The sequence below is a fragment of the Neobacillus muris genome, assembly GCF_943193175.1.
Lineage (GTDB): Bacteria > Bacillota > Bacilli > Bacillales > Cytobacillaceae > Neobacillus > Neobacillus muris.
Genome location: NZ_CALPDF010000061.1, coordinates 1 through 21,043, shown reverse-complemented (window position 1 = coordinate 21,043; position 21,043 = coordinate 1). Strand labels below are relative to the sequence as shown.

Genomic DNA, 21,043 nt, shown 5'->3' with positions numbered 1-21,043 from the left:
GACAATTTTTTTGCTTATAAAGCCCTCTATCAAGGTATTTTATAGCCTATTTTAAATAAAAGTTTTTACAATACGTCTTATTTTTAGGGGGTGGCTATATGAAATGCCGAACAATCCTTTGGATAGTGCTTCCGCTCCTATTCTTACTATTCCCTTCTTCAATCAACTATGCAGCGGACAATGATTTCGAATTTCGCGTGGAACCTATTTTTACTAATACTCAAATTGGCCAGCAAGGTTATTACCACTTCAAAGGGAATCCAAACGAGACCGTGACCTTACAAGCCAGAGTGATCAATGACAGCCAAAACGAATTGACTGTCAATATCCGCGGTTTGAATGCTTATAGCGGAAACCAAGGGATCATTTATCAAGAAAAGCCTGTTTTGGAGGGAACAGCCATCACAAATCCTTCCTTTCAATTTAATCAGGCAGTTACTACTCCGCCTAATATAACCCTCGGCCCTTTGGAATCAAAAGTGGTCGACTTTGTTATCAATACCCCGGCAATAAACGGCACACTTCTGGGCAGTATGGAATTCCGCGTCTTTCAAGGAACAGAAAAATTGAATCAGAAAGAAGATAATTCCCAATTATTAATTGATCAATACAAAGCCATTAATCTTGGAGTGCAAGTAGATGTTTCAGATTATAAAGAAACGACCGCTCTAAAGCTAGGGGACCCACTATTCTCTCCCGAACAAATGGCCATCATGGTTCCCTTTGATAACTCTCATCCTGTTATCGTGCCAAATATCACTGGCAGGTATAAGGTGACAAAAAGTGACGATGAATCATTTTCTCTTTCAGGAGATATCCCTTCAATGAAAATGGCTCCTATGACAGCCTTTTATTATCCAATAAGATGGTCAGGAGAAACATTAGGACCTGGTGATTATCATGTCACAGTTACATTGGATGTGAACGGGAACACACAAACCTATACTGAGTCCATTGCCATTAAAAATAAGCAAGTAACAGAAACTCAAAAAAAGATGGAGGAACGGGGAGAAATAGAGGTTGAACCTAACACCTTCCCCTGGACCGCTGTTTTAATTGGTATACTGTTGTTGGCAGTTATTTTCATTTTAGTATTTATGATGAGAAAAAGAAAACCTAAGAAATTAAGAAAGAACCGTAAGTATCCTGGTCAAAATCCAGATGAACTTTAAAAAGTTTTTTGCTTGTTCCAAACTAATTCCGAACTTGTTAAGCCATCCTAAGAAGTTCTTTCACATACTCTGCCTTCACTGAATTGAAAAAGCCTTTCTACACGGAAAGGCTCTTTCTTACGGATACATTATTAATGGATAAGATACGTTTGTTATTCGCCAGACGGCACTTCGTTTGGCTCTTTAACGGGCTCTTTTTTGGCAGGTTCTTTCACTGGTTCCTTTATTGGCTCCTTTTCGGCCGGTTCTTTGATTGGTTTCTTTATTGGCTCCTTTTCGGCCGGTTCTTTGATTGGTTTCTCTTCAGGTTGTTTTACTGGCTCTTTTTCAGCCGGTTCTTTCACTGGTTCTTCTTTGGCCGGCTCTTTAGCTTTTTCTGGGCCCTCGCCTGCTCCTGGACCTTCACCTTCACCTGGACCCTCACCTGCTCCTGGGCCTTCACCTGCCCCCGGGGCCTTACCTGGTGCAGGAGCTTTCTGATTCGAATAGGAATATAAAATGGACTGGAACGTTCGATTATCTACATTTCCTGTTGCAGGAAGACCGTGATTCTTCTGAAAATATTTAACCCCCCCTGACGGTAACACTATCATAATACCCAGTGATACCACCTGAATAACTGCCAAGCTCTTTCAACATTCCTTGAATCACATAGACATCCGGCCCTTTGTCTCCTTTACCAACAGCCAAACCTACTGATGACATAGATAGCATCAGTATGAGAGCTAGAATTGAAGTGCCGATTCCCTTTCCTAAACTCTTCTTCATTTTCGTAATTTTTTCACGAAAATAAACATCTGATTTCCTATCTTCCATTCAAATTACACCACCCTTTAAGTTAGATGTCTTCTAAGGACAAAATTACTTTCCCCCAAAAAGTTGGTTTTATTTTGTGAATTTTTGACAATTCAAACTCTTAATGCTGCTTAATAGGAGCCTCTAGTGCCTTTTTTTAATTGGGAAGGTTTGCTTTTAAATGGCATTAAGTTTGAGAGGAATCGAGAGTAAAATAAATCATCAGGAAAGCAAAATTGAAAAACGGAGTTTAGTGAATATTGGATTAAGAAAAACCAGAGTTTAATGCACCCTGGTCTTGATGAATGTCAAAATACTAATTAATTTAATGATACTTCAAATTGCCTGAAGCTGATGCACCAAATAGATTATGGAACCTTCATCCCCCTTTTATATATATGAGGTACTTCTTCTCCACCAGCCTGATAGAAAAGACCCTAATATCGCAAAAAGGTTTTTCAACGAATTCAGGGCCGGATTAACTATTTAAGATTTAACTGTGTAACGCACTCAACGTGTGCCGTATGCGGAAACATATCAACAGGCTGCATATATTTCACATCATACTTTGAACTTAACGCTTGGATATCCTTCGCCAAAGTCGACGGATTACATGAAACATAAATCAATTTTTTCGGCTTCACCTGTAAAATCGTTTGAATAAGCTGGCCGTCAAGACCCGTTCTCGGCGGATCCACTACGATGACATCCGGTTCCCAACCCTTTTTGACCCATTTCGGAAGGACCTCCTCGGCTTTTCCGGGAACATATTTCGTATTGGTGAAACCATGGCGCCTGGCGTTCTTCTTCGCATCCTCAATCGATTCAGGAATGACATCCATACCGCGCACCTCTGCTGCCTGATCGGCCAGCCACAATCCAATCGTGCCGACCCCGCAGTAAGCATCCACTACTTTTTCTTTCCCCGTCAATCCCGCTGCCGCCTTAACCTCGTTATAGAGCTTAACGGTCTGAAGCGGATTAAGTTGGAAGAAGGTTCTCGCAGAAAGCTCAAATTGCAGATCCCCAAGCGATTCTTGAATAAATTCTTCCCCTGCCAGTTTAACAGTTTCTTGTCCAAAAATGAGAGATGTTTTTCCCCCATTAATATTTTGAACGATCGACTTCACATTGGGAAGCTTTGCTTGTATTTGTTTAATAAGCAACTCTTGCTTGGGCAGTTCCTTTGTTGCTGTGATTAAGACTACCTGTAGTTCACCCGATTGGACACCGACACGGGTGACGATGGTACGAACTACCCCTTTTCTCGTCTTTTCATTATATATAGGGATTTTCAGTTCATCGAGAACGCTTTTTACCGCATTTACGGCTTCCGTTGTTTGCGAATGCTGGACCGCACAATGGTCGATGTCAATCAGTTGATGCGAATTCATCCCATATAGGCCAGCGAGAATTTTCCCCTCTTTTTGTCCCACTTGAAAGCTGCTTTTATTTCGGTAGCCCCACGGATTTTCCATTCCAATCGTTTCGCGGATTTCGAGCTTGCTGATATCAAGCTTTGTATGCCGTTCCAACGCTTGAATGATGATATCGCGTTTTTCTTTTAACTGCTGGTCATATTTCAAATGCTGCAGCTGGCATCCGCCGCACTGTTCATAGAAAGGGCATGGCGGCTGTACCCGATGTGGCGATTTCACCCGGATTTTTTTTATTTTTGCCTCAGCAAATTTAGGATTAATGTTTGTAGCTTCCACTACAACCTCTTCCCCCGGTAAGGCACCAGGCACAAACACGACCTGTCTTTTAAAATAGCCGACCCCTTCGCCATTAATGCCGAGACGTTTAATTGTCAGCGGGAAAGTTTGCTTTGGCTTTATTTTAATGCTTTGTTCCGTTTTCATCATTGGTTCACTCCAAAATTATTCTATGCTTCGCCATAGATATAACGACGCATAACTCAAATAAGGCTCCCAGTCCTTTTTAAAAAATTCCATTTGTTCAATGGCAGGCTTTTTTTCTAGCCGATAAAGCTTTTTTAGGCTGTTTTGAATGCCGATATCCGCCATCGGAAATAAATTGGGACGTCCCAATCCAAACAGCAGAAAATTCTCCACGGTCCATTTTCCGACTCCGCGGATTTGGGTAAGCCGGTTGAAGATCTGTTCATCCGGATGATTTTTTAACCCGTCGAGATCCAGCCCATTTTCCACGATTTCTTTCGCGATAGTGATAATATATTCCGCTTTTCTGCCGCTTAACTGGAGCTCCCTTAGCTGCTCCACTGTAAGGGCTGCTACAGTTTCGGGCTGCGGGAAAAAACAGACACCCTCCTGCTCAAAGCCGAAGCTCTTAGCAAACCTTTCCGTCAGCCTGTAAGCAAAAGTCATGTTGATTTGCTGGTGGATGATACATTTTATCAAGCTTCCAAACAAATCAAAATCGAGTACGAGCGGGGTCCCGATAAACTGCTGGAAGATATCCTTTAGGTCCGTCCGCTGAAAATGCTGCTGGATTGGCTTTAGCGGTACATTCCATTGAAAAATTTCTGAAACTCTTTCGATGATTTCCTGCTTGCTGGTTTCCCGCTTTCCAGTTAAAACGAAGACCGGCTGGTCGACCGTTCCGATAGCTTGTACGTTAATTACCGCAGCATCTCCGCTCACCACTATTGGAACTTGAATGGAACGCTCGGCTAAGTCTACCTGTTTAAGCGGATCGGGGGCATGTCTTTCCAAGACACTGTCAAAATGATAGGGACCGTCAATTTGTATGGTTTCTTGCCACACGGTTGATTTCCACCCTTTGTGATTTTCTCCGTATTATAGCATGAAACCAGGAAAAACCGAATTTCATTTTGAAATTCGGTTAGTTCTTCTTCATCAAATGATCTAGGCTTTTAAACTTATAGCCCTTCTTCTTAAGATCCTTGATTACCTTTTCAAGGGCATCCGCATTATCCTTCGAAACCGAGTGAAGCAGCAAAATGCAGCCAGGATGAATTTGCTTCATGATATTGTCATAGGCATAATGCCAGCCCTTTTGCTGGCTGATATTCCAATCGACATAGGCTAATGACCAAAATATATGAGTGTAGCCTTCCTCTTTCGCAATTTGCAGCGTTCGTTCACTAAAAACACCGCGCGGCGGACGGAGGTACTTCATTTCCTTCTGGCCGGTCAATTCCTTCGCCTTCTCTTTGACCTTTTGCAATTCTTCACGGACTCTTTCGTCACTTACTTGAGTAAAATCCGGATGATGCCAGGAATGGTTTCCTATTATATGCCCCTCTTTCACCATCCGTTTGGACATTTCTGGCTGGGATTCCAGGAAATGGCCAGTAACAAAGAAGGTCGCGGGCACTTTTTCTTTTTCCAGCACATCAAGAATCTTCGGTGTTTGCCCATTTTCGTAACCTGCGTCGAAGGTTAGATACAACGTCTTGGAGTTCGGATCGCCTTTATAGATGGCTCCATATTTTTCAAGCAGCTGGTCGTACGCTGCTCCTGCTTCCGGCTGCTGCTCATCCCTCGCTTTTTTAAAGCCCCAATGGATTGGCTGATTGGATACCGCGTATGTAACATTTGGAATAAACAACATCAAAACAGCAACGATACTTAAGTACCTTTTCATCATCTTCCCCCTTTTTTACTATTGTTTGTTTTGACAGGGAAAAGATAATTAGCAGTTATAGGAAATCCTTTGGCTGGCAGTAGATGCGGCCTTTGGTGGTGCCTGTATAAGGAAATTTTAATAAGGATAAAAGATAGGTGGCAGCTCTGGAGGATGAGACTTGAAGAAAGGCACGAATTTCAGGGTTGGTGAACGAGGGCTTGATTAATAAAAAGTAATCGGCAATCGCTTGTATGTGCGCATCTTGGGAAACAAATTGGCAGAAGGGGCAGATCCAGTTCTTCCGCTTAAACCCCATTCCGAACATTAGGCAATTGGGACATTGTACACCTGAAATGATTTCAAAAGTTTTTATGTTAAATTTTGCTAATATATCAGTTTCCAATGGCGTGTATGATCTTATAAGCAATTTTTTTATTTTGTCCAACATTTTATGATCAAACAGGTCAAGGTTGTACCGATGATAGATCTCGTCCATCCTTTCAATTAAATTGCTTGCCCGGCAAACCTTCTTTTGCGCTTCTGAATAACCCGGGCTGATCATCAGCTCTGTAGAGGATTTACTGATGACGACAAGGGATTCGATAGCGATTTTAGGAATCTTATGTTTTTCAAAAAAGTAATGGAGCAAAAGTTTATGGCGATTGGCCTGGAAGATTGGGTTTTCGTAGACCAATCGTTTATCTTGGTACTCTTGGGTCATTTGATTTCTATCGAAAGTGAGTTTGCCGGAGTGGTTTTTTCCATCCAGAAGAATGATGACTTTTGGTGAAAGCAATACAAAATCGAGTTGAAAATAAGTATCACCATAGGGGAGGCGCAAATCGTGGAAAATATAGAATCTTTGGGATGGAATTTGTTTCAGGAAGTAATGAATCTTCTTTTCTCCATTGTAGCCAGACCTTAAGTTTTTAATAAAGGGGATTAGCTCCAACAAAACAGGGTGATCTTTAGGCATCCTTTTCTCTAATGCCTCCGCTTTAGCCAAAATGGCGGGCATACCAAATTTTTTTGCATACAAAATGAGTACCTCCTTTTCAGATATTAGTTATTTTCGACTTTCTATTTGGAATTCCTCTGTGTCCTTCGTGAAATTTGTGTGACTTAAGGGGGATTCTGCAAAATCGAAGCCGAATTCTACAAAATTTTAATTTATTCTACAAACATCGTGATGAATTCTACAAAAATTGGAATATTATTCCAAACATAAGCCCAATATAAGATTATTCTACAAATCAAGAGCGTTATTCTTCGAAATTTCGTTTTATTCTACAAAATCCAGCATGAATTCTACAAAAATTGGATAAAAATCCCACAACCACCCCTAAACAAAAAATAGGCGCCCAAATGACAGGCGCCCATCCCTTCCCTATAAAAAACAACCTATTTAAACACCGGCTCCTTAAACTGGGCCAGCTTCTCCAACGAGGACTTATCTACATCCGCATGCAGACTGTTGCCGTGCGAGTCCATCGTAACAACCGCTTTAAAGCCCTCCACGCGCAAGTGCCACATTGCTTCCGGAATACCAAACTGCATTAAGTCGACTCCTTCAACAGACTTAATACAATCCGCATAATACTGGGCTGCCCCGCCAATCGCATTCAGATAGACCCCGCCATGCTCCTTTAAAGCAGCCAGCGTTTTCGGGCCCATTCCGCCTTTCCCGATCACAGCACGAATGCCAAACTTCTTCATAATATCCCCTTGATAAGGCTCCTCGCGGATACTGGTCGTCGGTCCAGCCGCCTTAACTTGCCAATTGCCATCCGCATCCTTCAGCATCACAGGTCCGCAATGGTAAATCACTTGGCCATTCAAATCTACCGGGGAATCATGATCGCTCAAATATTTGTGAATCGCATCACGCCCCGTGTACATCATGCCATTAATTTGAACCACATCGCCCACTTTTAAAGAACGGATCTGTTCTTCTGTAATCGGCGCCTCCAATGTAATCACATCTTCTGCGGCCGCTGAAGCTGCTGTTTCTTTTTCGGCTTCCGTCTGAGCAAAATCAATAAATTCCCCATCCTGATAAGCCCACTCTTTAATCTCGCCAGTTTCGGCATCCACACTTACACCCATGCGGCGGAATGCCCAGCAGTTGTAAGCAACCGAAACATAGAAGCTGGCTGGAATCCGGTGCATTACTCCAATTTTGCAGCCTAAAAGGGTAGCTTCTCCGCCAAAGCCCATGGTGCCAATGCCTAATTTATTGGCGTTTTCCATAACATACTCTTCCAAGCGCCGGAGATCCTCATTTGGATTCACATCCTCAACAGGGCGGAACAATTGCTCTTTTGCCAAATCATAGCCGGATGAGCGGTCGCCGCCGATGCCGACACCGATAAACCCGGCACTGCAGCCTTGTCCCTGTGCTTGATAAACCGAATGCATGATGCATTTGCGGATTCCATCCAGATCACGGCCCGCACGGCCCAGCCCTTCTAACTCACAAGGAAGGCTGTATTGGATGTTTTTATTTTCACAGCCGCCGCCTTTTAAAATCAAGCGGACATCAATATAATCCTTTTCCCATTGATCAAATTTAAAAACCGGCAGTCCCTCTCCAAGATTGTCACCGCTGTTTTTTCCAGTCAGCGAGTCCACCGAGTTTGGCCGAAGCTTCCCGTCTTCGGTAGCCTGTACAATGGCATTTTTTATCGCTGCTTTTAATTCCAGCTGGTTGACGCCAACTGGCGTTTTAATTTTAAAAGTTGGCAGGCCAGTATCCTGGCAAATAGGCGACACTTTTTCGTCGGCCATCTTGATGTTATTGGTAATCGTGGCAAGACTCATGGCAGCCCTCGTGCCCGCGTTTTCCTTTTCCTTGGCCGCCTTAACAGCGCGGCGGACATCTTTAGGAAGCTTTGTTGAGGTTTCCACAATCAGCTGGTACATGCTTTCCTGAAATTTCTCGATATTCACTTTCGAGTTCCCCTTTCCCTTTGTCCCTGATGTTCCTTTTTTTAAAAATTTCAACTTTTCGACGATTCCATTATACTCCGATACGGTTCAGAATTAAAGGATAAGGTTGCAATCGATTACATTGGGAGAACCTTTGATGAAGATTCAAGCAAATTAAAAAGCCTGCTATTTAACAGGCTCTGTCAGGTCACGATTCGTGAATTCACGGCATTTTGATTCCAATTCGTCAATAATGCTTATCAAGCGGTCAATATCGTCCAAATCCGTTGTCTCCGGATCAATAGCCTCTAACACATCTATGAACATATTTAAACGCTGTTTTAAAAAATTCACTTGTGAATTTTTATCCTTTGTTGGGCTTCCCAAATCTGGTCCCTCCTTCCATTCCATCTCCATACTACCCGAAAAGCAGGACAATAGACAATGATTTATTTTATAATGAAAAACTCCCGCTTCAATTCCCGCAGGAGTTTGTTCAAATTTCATCCTCTCACATCCACTTTTTCTTTTTATCTAGGACGTTCTGATGCCACAAAACCAAAAGAAACATAATCCTGCACAGGAATCCATGCACCAATCCCTTGAGAGGTCACATTTTTAATTACAATAAATTTCCGGCTTCCTTTGAGCATTAGATACACTTCCCCGTATGTTACCTTTCCTTTTTCATTCACTGCTGGGGCGTAAGCGTAAAGATATCCGAGACGGTTGGCCGGGATGTTATAAATATGATCATTTTTCGTTCCCGCTCCAATGATCGTTTCAAAAGCAAGCGGAAGACGCGTCTTTTCCATGGCTTTTAACAGCATCATCTTTTTTACATCTTCGGCATTGGCAATTTTTGACGTAAGACCGCCCCTTACTACTTTTTGTGCCTCTTGTACATACTTAATCTGATAGGGTGCATTTCCGCCCCGATTATCAAAATAATTAGTGTTAATTTTTTGATACTCCCAGTTGGAAGACGTTTCAGAGGATTCATAGTTCAGCGGCCACTGTCCCAGATAAATGATGGCCCGGTAGCCGACTGCAAACGGAGTGCTGTTGATACTTGTTTCATTAAGCATCCGAATGAGATCTGGGTTTTCGATTTTCACCTTTGATGAGTTGATTAGTTTTTTAGTCAAATCGCTTGGCTGCAGCAACGGCAGATCCTGTGTTGAATTGGGATACGTATTTTCCTTGGATATGTTGCGAACCGATGCAGGTATCATATATTTTGCCGGTTCTTTTTTCACAGGGGCTTTCTCAGCTAAAACGGCAGGAATTAAGGTAACCATTAAGCAAATGGTTATAAAGACAGAAACTATTTTTTTCACTGAGTGATACTCCTTTCACTATTTGCATCGATACTCTGCTGTTAGTTTTTTCGGAGTTTCTAAATATTATCCCTGTTTATCTGCAGGTTTGGATTAATTTCATAGCCAATCCAGCACCGCCGCACTATTTTGCCCAGTAAAAAAGTAACCTAATTGTAATATTTGGAATATTTACAACATTTAAATTTTATTTTATAATATTCTTAATCTTTTCTTAAAGGAGGGCTGCAATCAATCTGCTAACCATTTTTGATACCTATAAGGAGGTTGAGAGACGCTTCTTATGCATTCAACAATCGTGTTTCAAGTTATGAACTAAACATGAAGGTTGGTGATAGATGGTCCAGTAAGAGCGATTGATTATTTCTCCAGGCAAAAATTTACTTATAATGAATAGATGCAAAAAAAGACTCTAGGCCTTTACAGGGCTTTAGAGCCTTTTTTTGCTTTAGAGAAGAAAGAACCCGATGCCCATAATAATATAGGCCGCAAGCAGCGTTAGTCCCTCAAACCAGTTGGTTTCCCCATCATTCGAAATAATGACCATGAGAAGAACAGAAGAAACCATCGCAATCAATTCCTGCCAAGAAAATATCAAAGGCATGGTTTTGTCAAAGAACAAAGAGATGATCACCAAAATGGGTGCAACAAACATAGCAATTTGCAGCGTCGAGCCCACTGCAATTTCAACAGCAACATCCATTTTGTTTTTAAAAGCCATTAATACCGCAGATGCATGTTCTGCAGCATTACCGACAATCGCAACGATAATGATACCGATAAATAATTCTGTCCAGCCAAAAGATTCCGCCACGTATTCAAATGTATGGACTAGATTCTCTGAAATGTAAGCAACGGCAAGGGTTGCCAACAGCAAGACCACAATGGCTTTTGTTTTTCCCCATTCTGGCTCTTCTTCGTGATGGGCTGCTTCACTTGATTCACTTTGATAAACACCGCGGTGAGTGACTAACTTAAAGAGCAGAGCCGCTAAATAGAGCACGATCAATGTTATCGATACTCCGATACTTAAAGTAAGAGTTTTTGTTTCGCTCATGTTCATAGAAAATACTTCTGGAATGACAAAAGCGACAATGATAGCAAACATGAGCAGACCGGAATTATGCCGGGCATCAAAGACATTAAATTTCTGCCGTTTATATTTTATGCCGCCGACAAAAAAGGAAAGTCCTGCAACCAGGAGCAAGTTTCCTAGCACCGAACCTGTCAAGGAAGCGAGCACAACACCTACCAAACCAGCCTGCAAGGAAAAAATAGAAATAATGAGCTCAACGGCGTTGCCAAATGTTGCGTTTAAAAGTCCCCCGATTCGTGGTCCTGCCACAATGGCCAGGCTTTCTGTTGCTCTTCCCATATAACTGGATAAAGCCACAATAGTTAAACAATAAACAATAAACATTACCATGCTGGGCCAATGCAGTAATGACCCAATCACAGATACCGGAACCCCGATGAAGGTTAATATCATAAAAATTTTATTTGCCACTTTTTTCCCTCCTGCTTAATATACTGATTCCTTTTTCATGGAATAAATCCCAAAGGCAAATTCACTTTGGGACATGTGAATTTGTTAAGTCTCATCCTTATTCTTTGAAAGTTGATTTTCTCCTATAAGCAAAAAAAGAGTATCATTTCCCGCCATGCCAATGCAAGATTTTTCTTGCAAATCCAACAAATTCTATATACCATTCTCTAAGGGCAGACTTAATTTACAATTCATAAAGGAACGTTTATATGGTCAATCAAACTTTTCGATTTTGGATTCTTGTTAGCATTGTGGCACTGTCAGGTTTTTCTCAAGGGATGCTGCTGCCGCTGATTGCTGTTATATTTGAGCAAGATGGGGTATCTTCCTCCCTCAATGGGTTAAATGCAACAGCGCTTTATATTGGGACGATCCTGGCCGCTCCTTTTTTGGAAAAGCCTTTAAGGAAGTATGGCTTCAAGCCAATTATTATTTTTGGCGGCGGACTGGTAGTAGCTGCCATCGCCCTGTTCCCTCTCTGGAAATCATTTATATTTTGGTTTGTATTGAGACTTTTCATTGGAATGGGCGACAATGCCCTTCATTTTGCTGCACAAACATGGATTACTGACACCTCTCCAGTTGAAAAACGCGGAAGGAATATCTCTCTTTATGGCTTGTTCTTTGGAATTGGTTTTTCCGCGGGACCTTTAATGACACCTTTGGTCCATATAAATGAAGCATTGCCATTTATTTTGTCCTCCATTTTATGTTTAATCGGCTGGCTGTTTATCTTTTTGTTAAAAAATGAGCTCCCCGAACAAACGGAAAGCGGCCATTCTTTCCTATCCACGATGAGCCATTTTGGAAAAGCATTAAGATATGCTTGGATTGCCTTTTTGCCGCCTTTTGTTTATGGTTTTCTGGAATCTTCTCTAAACAGCAGCTTCCCTGTCTATGCTCTAAGGATGGAGATCAATATTTCTACAGTCTCATACATGTTGTCAGCATTTGCCATTGGCAGCATCATCACCCAATTGCCTCTTGGCATGTTAGGGGATTTAATCGGACGGAGGAAATTGCTGATGATCCTGCTTTCTATTGGATTTTGCAGTTTTTCTGCGGCCGGGTTACTTGAACAGAATTCTATGTTTCTTTTGACAGCCTTTCTCGTCTCCGGAATGGCTGTCGGTTCTACCTTCTCATTGGGAATTAGTTTTATGGCCGATCTGGTGACCAAGGAATTGCTTCCTGCCGGCAATTTATTATGCGGCATTTTTTATAGTATTGGCAGCCTGACAGGTCCCATAATTGGCGGACTTTACATAAAATACTTCCAAGATGCCAGTTTTTTTTCGATCATCAGCACACTTCTCCTGACGACAGCCCTGATCTTCTTTGCCTTCGGAAAAAAAACATTTCTTATGATCAATCATGAGAACACAAAAGTTTAAACTTTGAATATCTTTTAAAATCTATTTGTGATAAAATAATTATCAAATAGGAATGATTTTAAAATAGAGTAATGCTGTCATGATCAATGACAGCATTCGTGCTTTTATAGGGGTATTGATTTTGATTATTTTTCTCAATTAGAGGAAAAGGAGAGAGAATAAAATGAGTTCCGAGGCAAAGACACTGACAAAGGGGATACAAAAGGAAGGCTGGTTTGAAAAAATAAAAGCTTATGGTGAGCTGATAGCGGCCGGGCTGAGCGGTGCATTCATCTTGGCCGGCTGGTTATTTGAAAAGAATGGGCATGGGGCAGATTCAATCATTGCCTATTTGCTGGCGTTTCTCATTGGCGGATTCGCTAAAGCCAAAGAAGGCATTGAGGCTACCTACGAAAATAAAGAATTAAATGTAGAAATGCTGATGATTTTTGCGGCAATCGGGTCGGCGATTATCGGTTACTGGACGGAAGGCGCCATTCTTATCTTTATCTTTGCTGTCAGCGGGGCACTTGAAACTTACACCATGAATAAGAGCCATAAGGAAATTTCCTCGCTTATGGACTTGCAGCCGGAAGAGGCATTGCTTCTCATTGATCATGCTGAAAAACGGATTCCGGTTTCGCAGCTTCATGTGGGTGACCATATTTTGATTAAGCCTGGAGAACGCATCCCTGCAGATGGAAAGATTGTCAAAGGGCAAACCAATATTGACGAAGCCGCGATTACGGGTGAATCTATTCCCGTGACGAAGGGCATCCAAGCGGAAGTATTTGCCGGCACCGTCAATATGACGGGTGCCATTACCGTTGAAGTTACGAAAGAAACCAGCGATACCCTATTTCAGAAAATTATTCAGCTCGTCCAATCCGCTCAAAGCGAAAAATCACCTTCACAGCTGTTTGTTGAACGATTTGAGGGGACTTATGTCAAGACCGTTATTCTTGTCGTCGTGGCGATGTTTTTCCTGCCGCATTTCCTTTTAGGCTGGAATTGGCATGAATCCTTTTACCGCGCGATGATTTTATTAGTGGTGGCCTCTCCATGCGCCCTGGTTGCTTCCATCATGCCGGCAACACTTTCTGCCATTTCTAATGGTGCCAAGCATGGGATATTAGTTAAAGGCGGCGTACATTTGGAGAATTTAAGTCATATAGGAGCCATTGCTTTTGATAAAACCGGCACGCTTACAAAAGGGAAACCCGAAGTAACGAAGGTCATTGTAAAACCCGATCTTAATCAAGAGGAAATCCTCTTGAAATCCGCTTCGATTGAAAGCCAGTCCAATCATCCGCTGGCTCAGGCAATTGTTCAATATGCCAAAAAAGCTATGGACAGCAATCTAATCCAGCCTGAGAGCCTTGAAGACTTGCCAGGCTGGGGCATTAAGGCGGAATTGGCTGGTGAACGATGGAGAATCGGAAAAGCCGCATTCATTGGTGATGAAAAGGCAGCTCAATTTGCGGACGGTTTGGCCCAGAAATTGGCCAGCCAAGGAAACACGCTTGTGTTCGTTGAACGCAACACAGAGATTGTCGCTATGATTGCGTTAAAGGACGTAGTCAGAAAGGAAACGAAATCCGCTATCAGCCATTTAAAACAACAAGGGATTCAAACAATTATGCTGACTGGCGATAGTGAAAACACAGCCCGGGCAATCGCCGCCGAAAGCCATGTCGACCAATATTTTGCCGAGTGTCTGCCAGAAACCAAAGTAGAATACCTTAAGGAGCTGAAAAAGAAACATAAAACCGTAGCCATGGTCGGTGACGGCATCAATGATGCCCCCGCACTCGCAATTGCAAATGTAGGGATTGCCATGGGGGAAGGAACAGATGTTGCACTCGAAACAGCTGACATTGTGTTAATGAAAAATGATCTCCCGAGAATCGCTGAAGCCATCCAGCTTTCAAGACGGATGAACAAAATCATTAAACAAAATATTGTTTTTTCCATTTCCGTTATCGCCATTCTCATTTGTTCGAACTTTTTTCAATCGATTGACCTGCCATTTGGTGTGGTTGGCCATGAGGGAAGCACGATTTTAGTGATATTAAACAGCCTTAGACTACTAAAATAAATAAAAAGGAAAAGCCCTGGGCAAAGTCAGATTCCCCGGGCTTTTCCTTTATGTCAATGATAGCTATTGGAACCATTCTGTGATCCTGAAGTTTTATTTCCTTTACTTCCTTTGTCTTTCTGTTTCGTTCCGCCGCCTTTTTTGTATAGCGATACCATTTTATCCCTACCTCCTTTTCCTGTTTACTGCTCCCCTTTTTAGTTTGAACATAGGAGCCGATTCGGACTAAAGGTAAGTTTTAACAGTTATTCTTATTCTTTTCGCTGTAAAAGGCATTAATTTCCCCGCCCAAAATAATGATAAAGGCTGAAATGTAGAACCAGATCATTAGCACAATGATCGCACCAATGCTCCCGTATGTAATCGAATAGTTACTGAAATGGTCAATATAATAGGACAATCCGTAAGAGGAGGCAATCCATCCAATAACAGCAACGGCAGCTCCTGGAATAGCAGTCCGGCATTTAAGCCTGACATTGGGGGCGATCCAATACAAGCCAATAAAAATCAGAAAAATGATTAGGGAACTTACTGCGACACTAAAGGTGTTCCATAGATGCAAAAATTCATTCTTATACCCAAATTGGGACGATAAGACCAAACCAATTTCTCGGCCGAACATTGGAAGTACAATAGCCAGTACCAAAACAACGATCATTCCAAAGGTAAGCAGAACCGACATGCCTCTGGCTACGATAAACGAGCGGCTTTCTTTTACATTGTAGGCTCTATTAAACGCCTTTACAATGGCATTGATTCCATTGGAGGCGGACCAAATGGTTCCGATAATACCAAACGACAGTAATCCGCCGCTTTGATGCTCCATGGCCTCCCCGACAGTCTTCTCAATTAAATCCATCGTATCGCCAGGTGCAAACTCACGGATCATGCCCAGTAGGTCTTGATGGGGTATTGGGATGTATGGAATGATTGTGAATACTACAATCATTAATGGAAACAGGGAAAGAAGAAAATAATAGGCTAATTGTGCGCTCAGGCCTGGCAAATCATCCTCAGCAATACGGTGCCAAAGAAGCCGGAATAAGTTAGACCGGACATCACCTTTATTCTTCATTCATCACCTCTCCTTTAATGATAGTCTCGATCCTGCTGCAGTTCGAGATCGTCATCACCTAATTTAGTAAAGGTATCCTTCACCTCTTTAACACTTTCCGTTACCTTTGGTGTCAATTCGCGCAATTCATCCACTTTTTCCACGATATAAGCAATATCCTCACTCACATGCTCTACCGCGGCTTTCACCTTTTGGGCTGTTCCCTTGATGGAATCAGTAACTTCGCCTGGATTTCGTACCATATACGAAATTTTCCCGGATACCTTTTTCACTTTCTGCGTCATGACTTTACGCGTATGCTGGTCAAGAAGGCTGACTGCCCCTCCTGCAATAGCTCCCAGGAACATTCCCTTCCAAAATTGATTTTTCCTTGTCATCTTAACCTCTCCTCGCTTTAGGTGAAATATAAACAAATTTATATAAATTAATAATTAAATCTTTTAACGGTTTATATATTGTATAATGAAACAATACCCAACTTATTCCTCCCATTTATTTTGCTCTATAAATGGTTTGGAAGCAAGTTTATGTTACATAAATCCTTATCGGATGACTCGCTATTTTTATCAATAAAAGTTGGGAATATTACTATTGAAAAGGGTGATCAAGGTGGATTTAACACAAAAATCAGTGGCAAACGTAGAATTTATGATAGAAAAAATTAAAGAAAAGCTAAAGGTCTTAAACTTTGGGGCAATTAAACCTTCTCATTTTGATGAAGAAATGTATGAGGAGTTAAAGGAAATTTACGACATGGTCCTAAGAAAAAACTCGTTCAGTCCAAGTGAAATGCAAGCTTTAGCCGAAGAACTAGGAAATTTAAGAAAAAAATAAAACAGATCTTTTTCGATCTGTTTTATTTTTTCATTTATTCTCCCTGATCTGTCAGGATGATCGTTCCGTCTTTTGTTACAGCAATGGTATGTTCGTATTGAGCGGAATAGGTGCCGTCGACTGTCCTTGCTGTCCAGCCGTTCGTATCCATTTTGGTATAGAATCTTCCAATGTTAACCATTGGTTCTATAGTAAAGACCATTCCTTCTTTAATGCGTGCCCCTTTTCCAGGCAGTCCATAATGAGGAATATCCGGCTTCTCATGGATCACTGCACCAATTCCATGCCCAATAAAATCACGGACCACTGATAATCCCTCAGATTCAACATAGGTTTGAATCGCGTGGCCGATATCGCCAATCCGATTGCCGGGCACAGCCTGCGCTATACCTCTATATAACGCTTCCTTCGTCACTTTTAATAGATGTTCAGTTTCCTTCGATACCTTCCCTACAGGATAGGACCATGCTGAATCGGCAAGTGCCCCATTATAGTTAACCACCATATCAATGGTGACGATATCTCCCTCGTTTAAAGGCTCTTTTCTGGGGAAGCCATGGCATATTTCATCATTAATGCTCGCACAGGTGGCATATTCATAACCCTTGTATCCCTTTTGCTCAGGGGTTGCTTGATGTTCACTCAGAAATTTTTCAACAAATTGATCAATTTCCCATGTCGTAATCCCTGGCTTAATCAGCTTGGCAATTTCTTTATGACAAGCAGCGAGGATCTCTCCTGCCTTTTTCATAGCTTCAATTTCTCGTTGCGATTTTAGGACAATCATTCAATTCCCGCCTTTTAAATATAATTATGTTAACGGACATCATTTGTGCTCGCGAAATAAGAGTTCGAGACCGAATAGCACACTTACAATATTAACTCTATCACTGCTTTTTTTCAAAAATACTATCTTGAGGCTGAATCCATTAAAATTTCACTAATTTGTGATATTCATCCGTTCTTTATATGGTACTTTTTTATACTTTTTGGTAAAATTAACTTAAAAATATTTTAAATGGGTGTGTGAAAACATGATTGGTGACCGCGTAAAAAAATACCGGCAGGAAAAACGAATGTCACTATCTGAGCTTGCTGAACAAGCAGGAGTCGCTAAATCATATTTAAGTTCTCTTGAAAGAAACCTTCAAAAGAATCCTTCCATACAGTTTCTCGAAAAGATTGCTGCTGTATTAAATATTCCCGTAGAACATTTGATACACGAACAAATAGATAAAGCTGAACTCGATAGTGATTGGATGAATTTAGTCAGGGATGCCATGAAGTCAGGTGTTTCCAAGGAACAATTTCGTGAATTCCTCGAATTTAATAAATGGAGGAATACCCACGGCAATTAAGGCCAGCTTTTAAAAAAAATTTCCTATTGTACCAAAAAAAAGCATCCTACAAATTTTGTCATTATTTGTAGGATGTTTTTGTTTGCTGGCATGCTGCCAAATTCTCTGAGCCGTTATTTTTATCAAGAAACCTGCGCACGTCTTCCACTGTCAGGCCTATATCTCTCGCTTCCATGATCAATTCCAGCCATTCATTGTCGATTACTTCCGGTTCGTGTATTAACATTTCCATTCCCACCACTCCTAAAATACTAATCGTATTCCAGGCAGCCCGGCCATCATAGTAAAAAAACTCGCCGGCTGGCAAGCCAGCTGGGCGAAGACATAGGCGTAGTTGCACATATGGCTGATAGGAAAGTTTAATACTTTTCTATCGGCCAAGGATATTTTCTTACCTTAGATCCTCGGCTTTGCGTCCCTGTATTTCAACAGGTTTGCCCTTTTCTGTCTGCATCAAGCAAGAACTAGTCCAAAAGATTTAGCACTGACAGTGATTTTATAGGTCTTTATGCATAAACATCACTATAATCTCCATTATAGAGAGTTCACGGAGAACAAAGTGTTGTATTTTGTCATAATATTCTAATTATAATTTTACATTTTATTACAATTTTCAACATTCCCTGCGATTTCTATTGAAGTTTTTCAAAAATTTAAGGGATTTCTAAAAAAATCCCTTTACCCATTTTTTTATTCATTTTGTATCTTTAACATGAAACACATTTTGAGAAATATTTTTGAAAGGTTTCTAAAAGAGCGTGCTGGTTTAATTCAGGATTTACGGTTTCACTAGATTGAATCGTGATCAATGAACAAGCCACTCCAACTTTACACGCATCCTCTGTTTTAAGGCCCTTTATATGACCATACAATATTCCCGCAATAAGCGAATCTCCGGCTCCCGTCACATCAATGACCATGACATCCGGTGCAACTATAGCCCCTGCTTGTCCAGTTTGTGTAAAATAGATTAAGCCCTGATTTCCCCTAGTAATCACTACCCTCTCAGCACCCTTTTTTAAGATCATTTCCGCTGCCCGGAAGAAGTCTCCTTCCCGGTTTATTTTCAAGCCAGAGAGAGCTTCCGCTTCTTGGTGATTCGCAATAAACCAGCTGACTCCTTCAAGAGATTCAGGCAATTTTTTAGTTTTAGGGGCCGAAACAGTGGCAACACAAAGAGGAATATGATGTTTATGACAGTTTTCTATGACTTTGTGTATGACGTGAGCAGGATAATTGGTATCCAGTAATATCATCGCTGCGTTTTGCATATGATGCCAGTTTTTCTCGACAAAGTGGTCTTCAGCCTCATCATAAATGGCCATATCAGCTAATGCCACCGTCATTTGGCCTTCATTATCAAGAATGGCCGTATAGCTGCCAGTCGATTTTCCTTGAAGGATCGTAGAAGGCTTTACATTTACATAGGCTTTTGTTTCCTGACGCAGCCATTCTCCTTCTGAATCCGCACCGAATTGAGCTAATAACGCTGCCTTTATGCCTAAGCGTCCGAGGTTTTCGGCTATATTTCTAGCCACTCCCCCCTTTGATTTTCTGCTCACCGCTGGATTAGATGTTCCAAATTCCAAATGATTTAACACTTGAATTTTCTGGTCGACATTGGCGCCGCCAATGCACAGAATTTTCTTTTCTTCTGGCAGCACATAGGCCCGGCCTGCGATTTTTCCGGCAGCAGTTAGAGAGGTAATCGCGTCTTTAATCTCTTCAAAAGACAGCCCTGTCCTTTCTTCCATTTCCTGTTCAGAAATATAAAGGTTGGACTTTATAAGATCATATATAATTGCTTCCTGTCTATTCATAGTCAGCCCTTCCCAAAACCGATTATTTAAAATTTCTCCCCATTATCCTAGCATGTATGAAATAAAATTTGTTCCATATTTATCAAAATAATAAAAAAGTTCTATTGATGATACCGAAAATATTTGTCTAAGTTGTGACAATCACATATAATAATAACAACATAAAAATATACTTAATATTGTTAATATTCTAAAAATTAGAGGTGATAACCTATGACTATTGTCCATTGGCTGAATTTTTCCATCCCCATTGCGTTTATTGTCTTTGCTGGATTTATGCTCGACAGGATATGCAAGCCTGGAAAATCAGAAGAAAAAGCTGGCGACGAGTAATAAATGCTCCTTCTTCGCTCAGCTTTTTTAAGTTAATTTCTTTTGAATCTTTAACTCATAATTTTTAAAAACAGCAGAATTGGTTTTCATCCGCCGCTTTGACATCAGTTGATTATACTTAACCAGCGAATGGTTTAGTTTCCGTTGTAGGTCAGCCTGTTCGGCTTCATCCTCACAATTCTTTAATAAATCCTCTACTGTCATTAATTCTTTGCGTAAATCCGTTTCATCTTGGGTGTAGCCCGCGTTTTTTAATATTTTATAGGCCATGCGCAGGTCTTCTGGTATTCCCGATAGTTCCTCAAGCTGAAGTGGTTTTCCAAATCCCGGAAGGTTATCAAACTCCCCTTCCTGATAAGCCTTTTTAATACGTTCTTCTGCCATCTTTTGAAATAGGTCCATACCTCATAGCCTCCTTTTTAGCTGCCTGCATGGTCATTATATCAAAGTTCCAGGCTTAATCTGACAAGTTTTTGATTGGATGAGACTCGTAATTATTTTTTTCGGATTGGAAATCCTACATAAAGAAAGGAGGGTGGACTATGGCGCGCGGAGAACATTTTGATCATAAAAAGAAAAACCACCCTGGAAAATTCCCAAAAGACAGCTTAACGAAAAAACACACAAAGGAAGCCATTGGCGATGAAGAATTCATCGTTGTCCAGGAGGCTTTTAAAAATAGGATTGAGGAAGAGTAATTAGAGGGGCGTGAATACTTCACGCCAGATTGTCGAGAAAGGGTATTTTTCTCGGCAATTTTTTATTATCACAGAATCTAAATACCAAATTTATTGATTG

22 protein-coding genes and 1 riboswitch are annotated in these 21,043 nt (G+C 41.2%); of the genes, 6 read left to right on the top strand and 16 right to left on the bottom strand.

Going from position 1 to position 21,043, the window contains the following annotated elements; translation table 11 throughout:
* The first annotated feature begins 98 nt into the window (after positions 1–98).
* Positions 99–1,172, top strand: coding sequence for a WxL protein host-binding domain-containing protein (locus NFS43_RS23085; RefSeq protein WP_251555297.1), 1,074 nt, complete (start codon positions 99–101; stop codon positions 1,170–1,172).
* Between the two features lie 152 nt (positions 1,173–1,324).
* Here NFS43_RS23085 and NFS43_RS23080 read toward each other — a convergent pair whose 3' ends face one another.
* The 10 genes from NFS43_RS23080 to cax form a co-directional block, all read right to left on the bottom strand.
* Positions 1,325–1,765: a peptidoglycan-binding domain-containing protein gene (locus NFS43_RS23080; RefSeq protein WP_251555296.1), complete on the bottom strand. Its 441-nt coding sequence runs from the start codon at positions 1,763–1,765 to the stop codon at positions 1,325–1,327.
* Positions 1,737–1,988 carry a peptidoglycan-binding domain-containing protein gene (locus NFS43_RS23075; protein WP_251555295.1) on the bottom strand — a complete coding sequence of 84 codons (252 nt, stop codon included), beginning with the start codon at positions 1,986–1,988 and terminating at the stop codon, positions 1,737–1,739. The genes NFS43_RS23080 and NFS43_RS23075 overlap by 29 nt, the downstream gene beginning before the upstream one ends.
* Positions 1,989–2,449: 461 nt before the next feature.
* Positions 2,450–3,829, bottom strand: a complete 1,380-nt coding sequence (rlmD, locus tag NFS43_RS23070) for a 23S rRNA (uracil(1939)-C(5))-methyltransferase RlmD (protein WP_251555293.1) — start codon at positions 3,827–3,829, stop codon at positions 2,450–2,452.
* Between the two features lie 18 nt (positions 3,830–3,847).
* Positions 3,848–4,714, bottom strand: a complete 867-nt coding sequence (locus tag NFS43_RS23065; RefSeq protein ID WP_251555291.1) for a DNA-3-methyladenine glycosylase family protein — start codon at positions 4,712–4,714, stop codon at positions 3,848–3,850.
* A 79-nt stretch (positions 4,715–4,793) separates the two neighbouring features.
* A complete protein-coding gene (gene pdaA / locus NFS43_RS23060) occupies positions 4,794–5,558 on the bottom strand; it encodes a delta-lactam-biosynthetic de-N-acetylase (protein ID WP_420910354.1) in 765 nt (254 codons plus the stop codon).
* A 55-nt stretch (positions 5,559–5,613) separates the two neighbouring features.
* Complete coding sequence (locus NFS43_RS23055) at positions 5,614–6,579, bottom strand: nuclease-related domain-containing protein (protein ID WP_251555287.1); 966 nt, start codon at positions 6,577–6,579, stop codon at positions 5,614–5,616.
* A gap of 362 nt (positions 6,580–6,941) precedes the next feature.
* A complete protein-coding gene (locus NFS43_RS23050) occupies positions 6,942–8,489 on the bottom strand; it encodes a fumarate hydratase (RefSeq protein WP_277614001.1) in 1,548 nt (515 codons plus the stop codon).
* A 165-nt stretch (positions 8,490–8,654) separates the two neighbouring features.
* A complete protein-coding gene (locus tag NFS43_RS24625; RefSeq protein WP_420910353.1) occupies positions 8,655–8,975 on the bottom strand; it encodes an SE1561 family protein in 321 nt (106 codons plus the stop codon).
* Positions 8,976–8,998: 23 nt separating this feature from the next.
* Positions 8,999–9,769 (bottom strand): YfkD famly protein, encoded by a 771-nt coding sequence (locus NFS43_RS23040; RefSeq protein WP_420910355.1) that lies wholly within the window; start codon positions 9,767–9,769, stop codon positions 8,999–9,001.
* A 487-nt stretch (positions 9,770–10,256) separates the two neighbouring features.
* Positions 10,257–11,315: a calcium/proton exchanger gene (cax, locus tag NFS43_RS23035; RefSeq protein ID WP_251555284.1), complete on the bottom strand. Its 1,059-nt coding sequence runs from the start codon at positions 11,313–11,315 to the stop codon at positions 10,257–10,259.
* A 248-nt stretch (positions 11,316–11,563) separates the two neighbouring features.
* Between cax and NFS43_RS23030 the strand changes: the two genes are divergently transcribed.
* Both NFS43_RS23030 and NFS43_RS23025 read left to right on the top strand, forming a co-directional pair.
* Positions 11,564–12,748, top strand: coding sequence for an MFS transporter (locus NFS43_RS23030; RefSeq protein WP_251555283.1), 1,185 nt, complete (start codon positions 11,564–11,566; stop codon positions 12,746–12,748).
* A gap of 163 nt (positions 12,749–12,911) precedes the next feature.
* Complete coding sequence (locus tag NFS43_RS23025) at positions 12,912–14,825, top strand: heavy metal translocating P-type ATPase (protein ID WP_251555281.1); 1,914 nt, start codon at positions 12,912–12,914, stop codon at positions 14,823–14,825.
* A gap of 238 nt (positions 14,826–15,063) precedes the next feature.
* Here the strand turns inward: NFS43_RS23025 and NFS43_RS23020 are convergent, their stop codons facing one another.
* Positions 15,064–15,900, bottom strand: a complete 837-nt coding sequence (locus NFS43_RS23020) for a YihY/virulence factor BrkB family protein (RefSeq protein WP_251555279.1) — start codon at positions 15,898–15,900, stop codon at positions 15,064–15,066.
* A 14-nt stretch (positions 15,901–15,914) separates the two neighbouring features.
* Positions 15,915–16,277, bottom strand: a complete 363-nt coding sequence (locus NFS43_RS23015; protein ID WP_251555277.1) for a YtxH domain-containing protein — start codon at positions 16,275–16,277, stop codon at positions 15,915–15,917.
* Between the two features lie 232 nt (positions 16,278–16,509).
* On the opposite strand from NFS43_RS23015, the gene NFS43_RS23010 reads away from it, so the two are divergent.
* A complete protein-coding gene (locus NFS43_RS23010; protein ID WP_251555275.1) occupies positions 16,510–16,734 on the top strand; it encodes a DUF1128 domain-containing protein in 225 nt (74 codons plus the stop codon).
* A gap of 34 nt (positions 16,735–16,768) precedes the next feature.
* Here NFS43_RS23010 and map read toward each other — a convergent pair whose 3' ends face one another.
* On the bottom strand, positions 16,769–17,521 hold the full coding sequence (map, locus tag NFS43_RS23005) for a type I methionyl aminopeptidase (protein ID WP_251555274.1): 753 nt from the start codon (positions 17,519–17,521) through the stop codon (positions 16,769–16,771).
* Positions 17,522–17,768: 247 nt separating this feature from the next.
* Between map and NFS43_RS23000 the strand changes: the two genes are divergently transcribed.
* A complete protein-coding gene (locus tag NFS43_RS23000) occupies positions 17,769–18,092 on the top strand; it encodes a helix-turn-helix domain-containing protein (protein WP_251555273.1) in 324 nt (107 codons plus the stop codon).
* Between the two features lie 61 nt (positions 18,093–18,153).
* Here NFS43_RS23000 and NFS43_RS22995 read toward each other — a convergent pair whose 3' ends face one another.
* From NFS43_RS22995 to NFS43_RS22985, 3 genes are all read right to left on the bottom strand, one after another.
* Complete coding sequence (locus NFS43_RS22995) at positions 18,154–18,324, bottom strand: anti-repressor SinI family protein (protein ID WP_251555272.1); 171 nt, start codon at positions 18,322–18,324, stop codon at positions 18,154–18,156.
* A gap of 30 nt (positions 18,325–18,354) precedes the next feature.
* Positions 18,355–18,541: riboswitch (cyclic di-GMP riboswitch) on the bottom strand.
* A gap of 258 nt (positions 18,542–18,799) precedes the next feature.
* Complete coding sequence (locus NFS43_RS22990; RefSeq protein WP_251555271.1) at positions 18,800–19,912, bottom strand: carbohydrate kinase family protein; 1,113 nt, start codon at positions 19,910–19,912, stop codon at positions 18,800–18,802.
* A 360-nt stretch (positions 19,913–20,272) separates the two neighbouring features.
* Positions 20,273–20,647, bottom strand: coding sequence for a DnaJ family domain-containing protein (locus NFS43_RS22985; protein WP_251555270.1), 375 nt, complete (start codon positions 20,645–20,647; stop codon positions 20,273–20,275).
* A gap of 140 nt (positions 20,648–20,787) precedes the next feature.
* On the opposite strand from NFS43_RS22985, the gene NFS43_RS22980 reads away from it, so the two are divergent.
* Complete coding sequence (locus NFS43_RS22980) at positions 20,788–20,943, top strand: hypothetical protein (RefSeq protein ID WP_251555268.1); 156 nt, start codon at positions 20,788–20,790, stop codon at positions 20,941–20,943.
* Positions 20,944–21,043 lie beyond the last annotated feature (100 nt).

Excerpts from the sequence above, each read along its gene's own strand:
- pdaA (WP_420910354.1), bottom strand. The coding sequence starts at position 5,558 with ATGAAAAGGTACTTAAGTATCGTTGCTGTTTTGATGTTGTTTATTCCA.
- NFS43_RS23030 (WP_251555283.1), top strand. The coding sequence starts at position 11,564 with ATGGTCAATCAAACTTTTCGATTTTGGATTCTTGTTAGCATTGTGGCA.
- NFS43_RS22995 (WP_251555272.1), bottom strand. The coding sequence starts at position 18,324 with ATGGAAATGTTAATACACGAACCGGAAGTAATCGACAATGAATGGCTG.
- NFS43_RS22985 (WP_251555270.1), bottom strand. The coding sequence starts at position 20,647 with ATGGACCTATTTCAAAAGATGGCAGAAGAACGTATTAAAAAGGCTTAT.
- rlmD (WP_251555293.1), bottom strand. The coding sequence starts at position 3,829 with ATGAAAACGGAACAAAGCATTAAAATAAAGCCAAAGCAAACTTTCCCG.
- NFS43_RS23000 (WP_251555273.1), top strand. The coding sequence starts at position 17,769 with ATGATTGGTGACCGCGTAAAAAAATACCGGCAGGAAAAACGAATGTCA.
- NFS43_RS22990 (WP_251555271.1), bottom strand. The coding sequence starts at position 19,912 with ATGAATAGACAGGAAGCAATTATATATGATCTTATAAAGTCCAACCTT.
- NFS43_RS23020 (WP_251555279.1), bottom strand. The coding sequence starts at position 15,900 with ATGAAGAATAAAGGTGATGTCCGGTCTAACTTATTCCGGCTTCTTTGG.
- NFS43_RS23015 (WP_251555277.1), bottom strand. The coding sequence starts at position 16,277 with ATGACAAGGAAAAATCAATTTTGGAAGGGAATGTTCCTGGGAGCTATT.
- NFS43_RS23080 (WP_251555296.1), bottom strand. The coding sequence starts at position 1,765 with ATGATAGTGTTACCGTCAGGGGGGGTTAAATATTTTCAGAAGAATCAC.
- NFS43_RS23075 (WP_251555295.1), bottom strand. The coding sequence starts at position 1,988 with ATGGAAGATAGGAAATCAGATGTTTATTTTCGTGAAAAAATTACGAAA.
- NFS43_RS23040 (WP_420910355.1), bottom strand. The coding sequence starts at position 9,769 with ATGGTTACCTTAATTCCTGCCGTTTTAGCTGAGAAAGCCCCTGTGAAA.
- NFS43_RS23085 (WP_251555297.1), top strand. The coding sequence starts at position 99 with ATGAAATGCCGAACAATCCTTTGGATAGTGCTTCCGCTCCTATTCTTA.
- NFS43_RS23025 (WP_251555281.1), top strand. The coding sequence starts at position 12,912 with ATGAGTTCCGAGGCAAAGACACTGACAAAGGGGATACAAAAGGAAGGC.
- NFS43_RS24625 (WP_420910353.1), bottom strand. The coding sequence starts at position 8,975 with ATGAAATTTGAACAAACTCCTGCGGGAATTGAAGCGGGAGTTTTTCAT.
- map (WP_251555274.1), bottom strand. The coding sequence starts at position 17,521 with ATGATTGTCCTAAAATCGCAACGAGAAATTGAAGCTATGAAAAAGGCA.
- NFS43_RS22980 (WP_251555268.1), top strand. The coding sequence starts at position 20,788 with ATGGCGCGCGGAGAACATTTTGATCATAAAAAGAAAAACCACCCTGGA.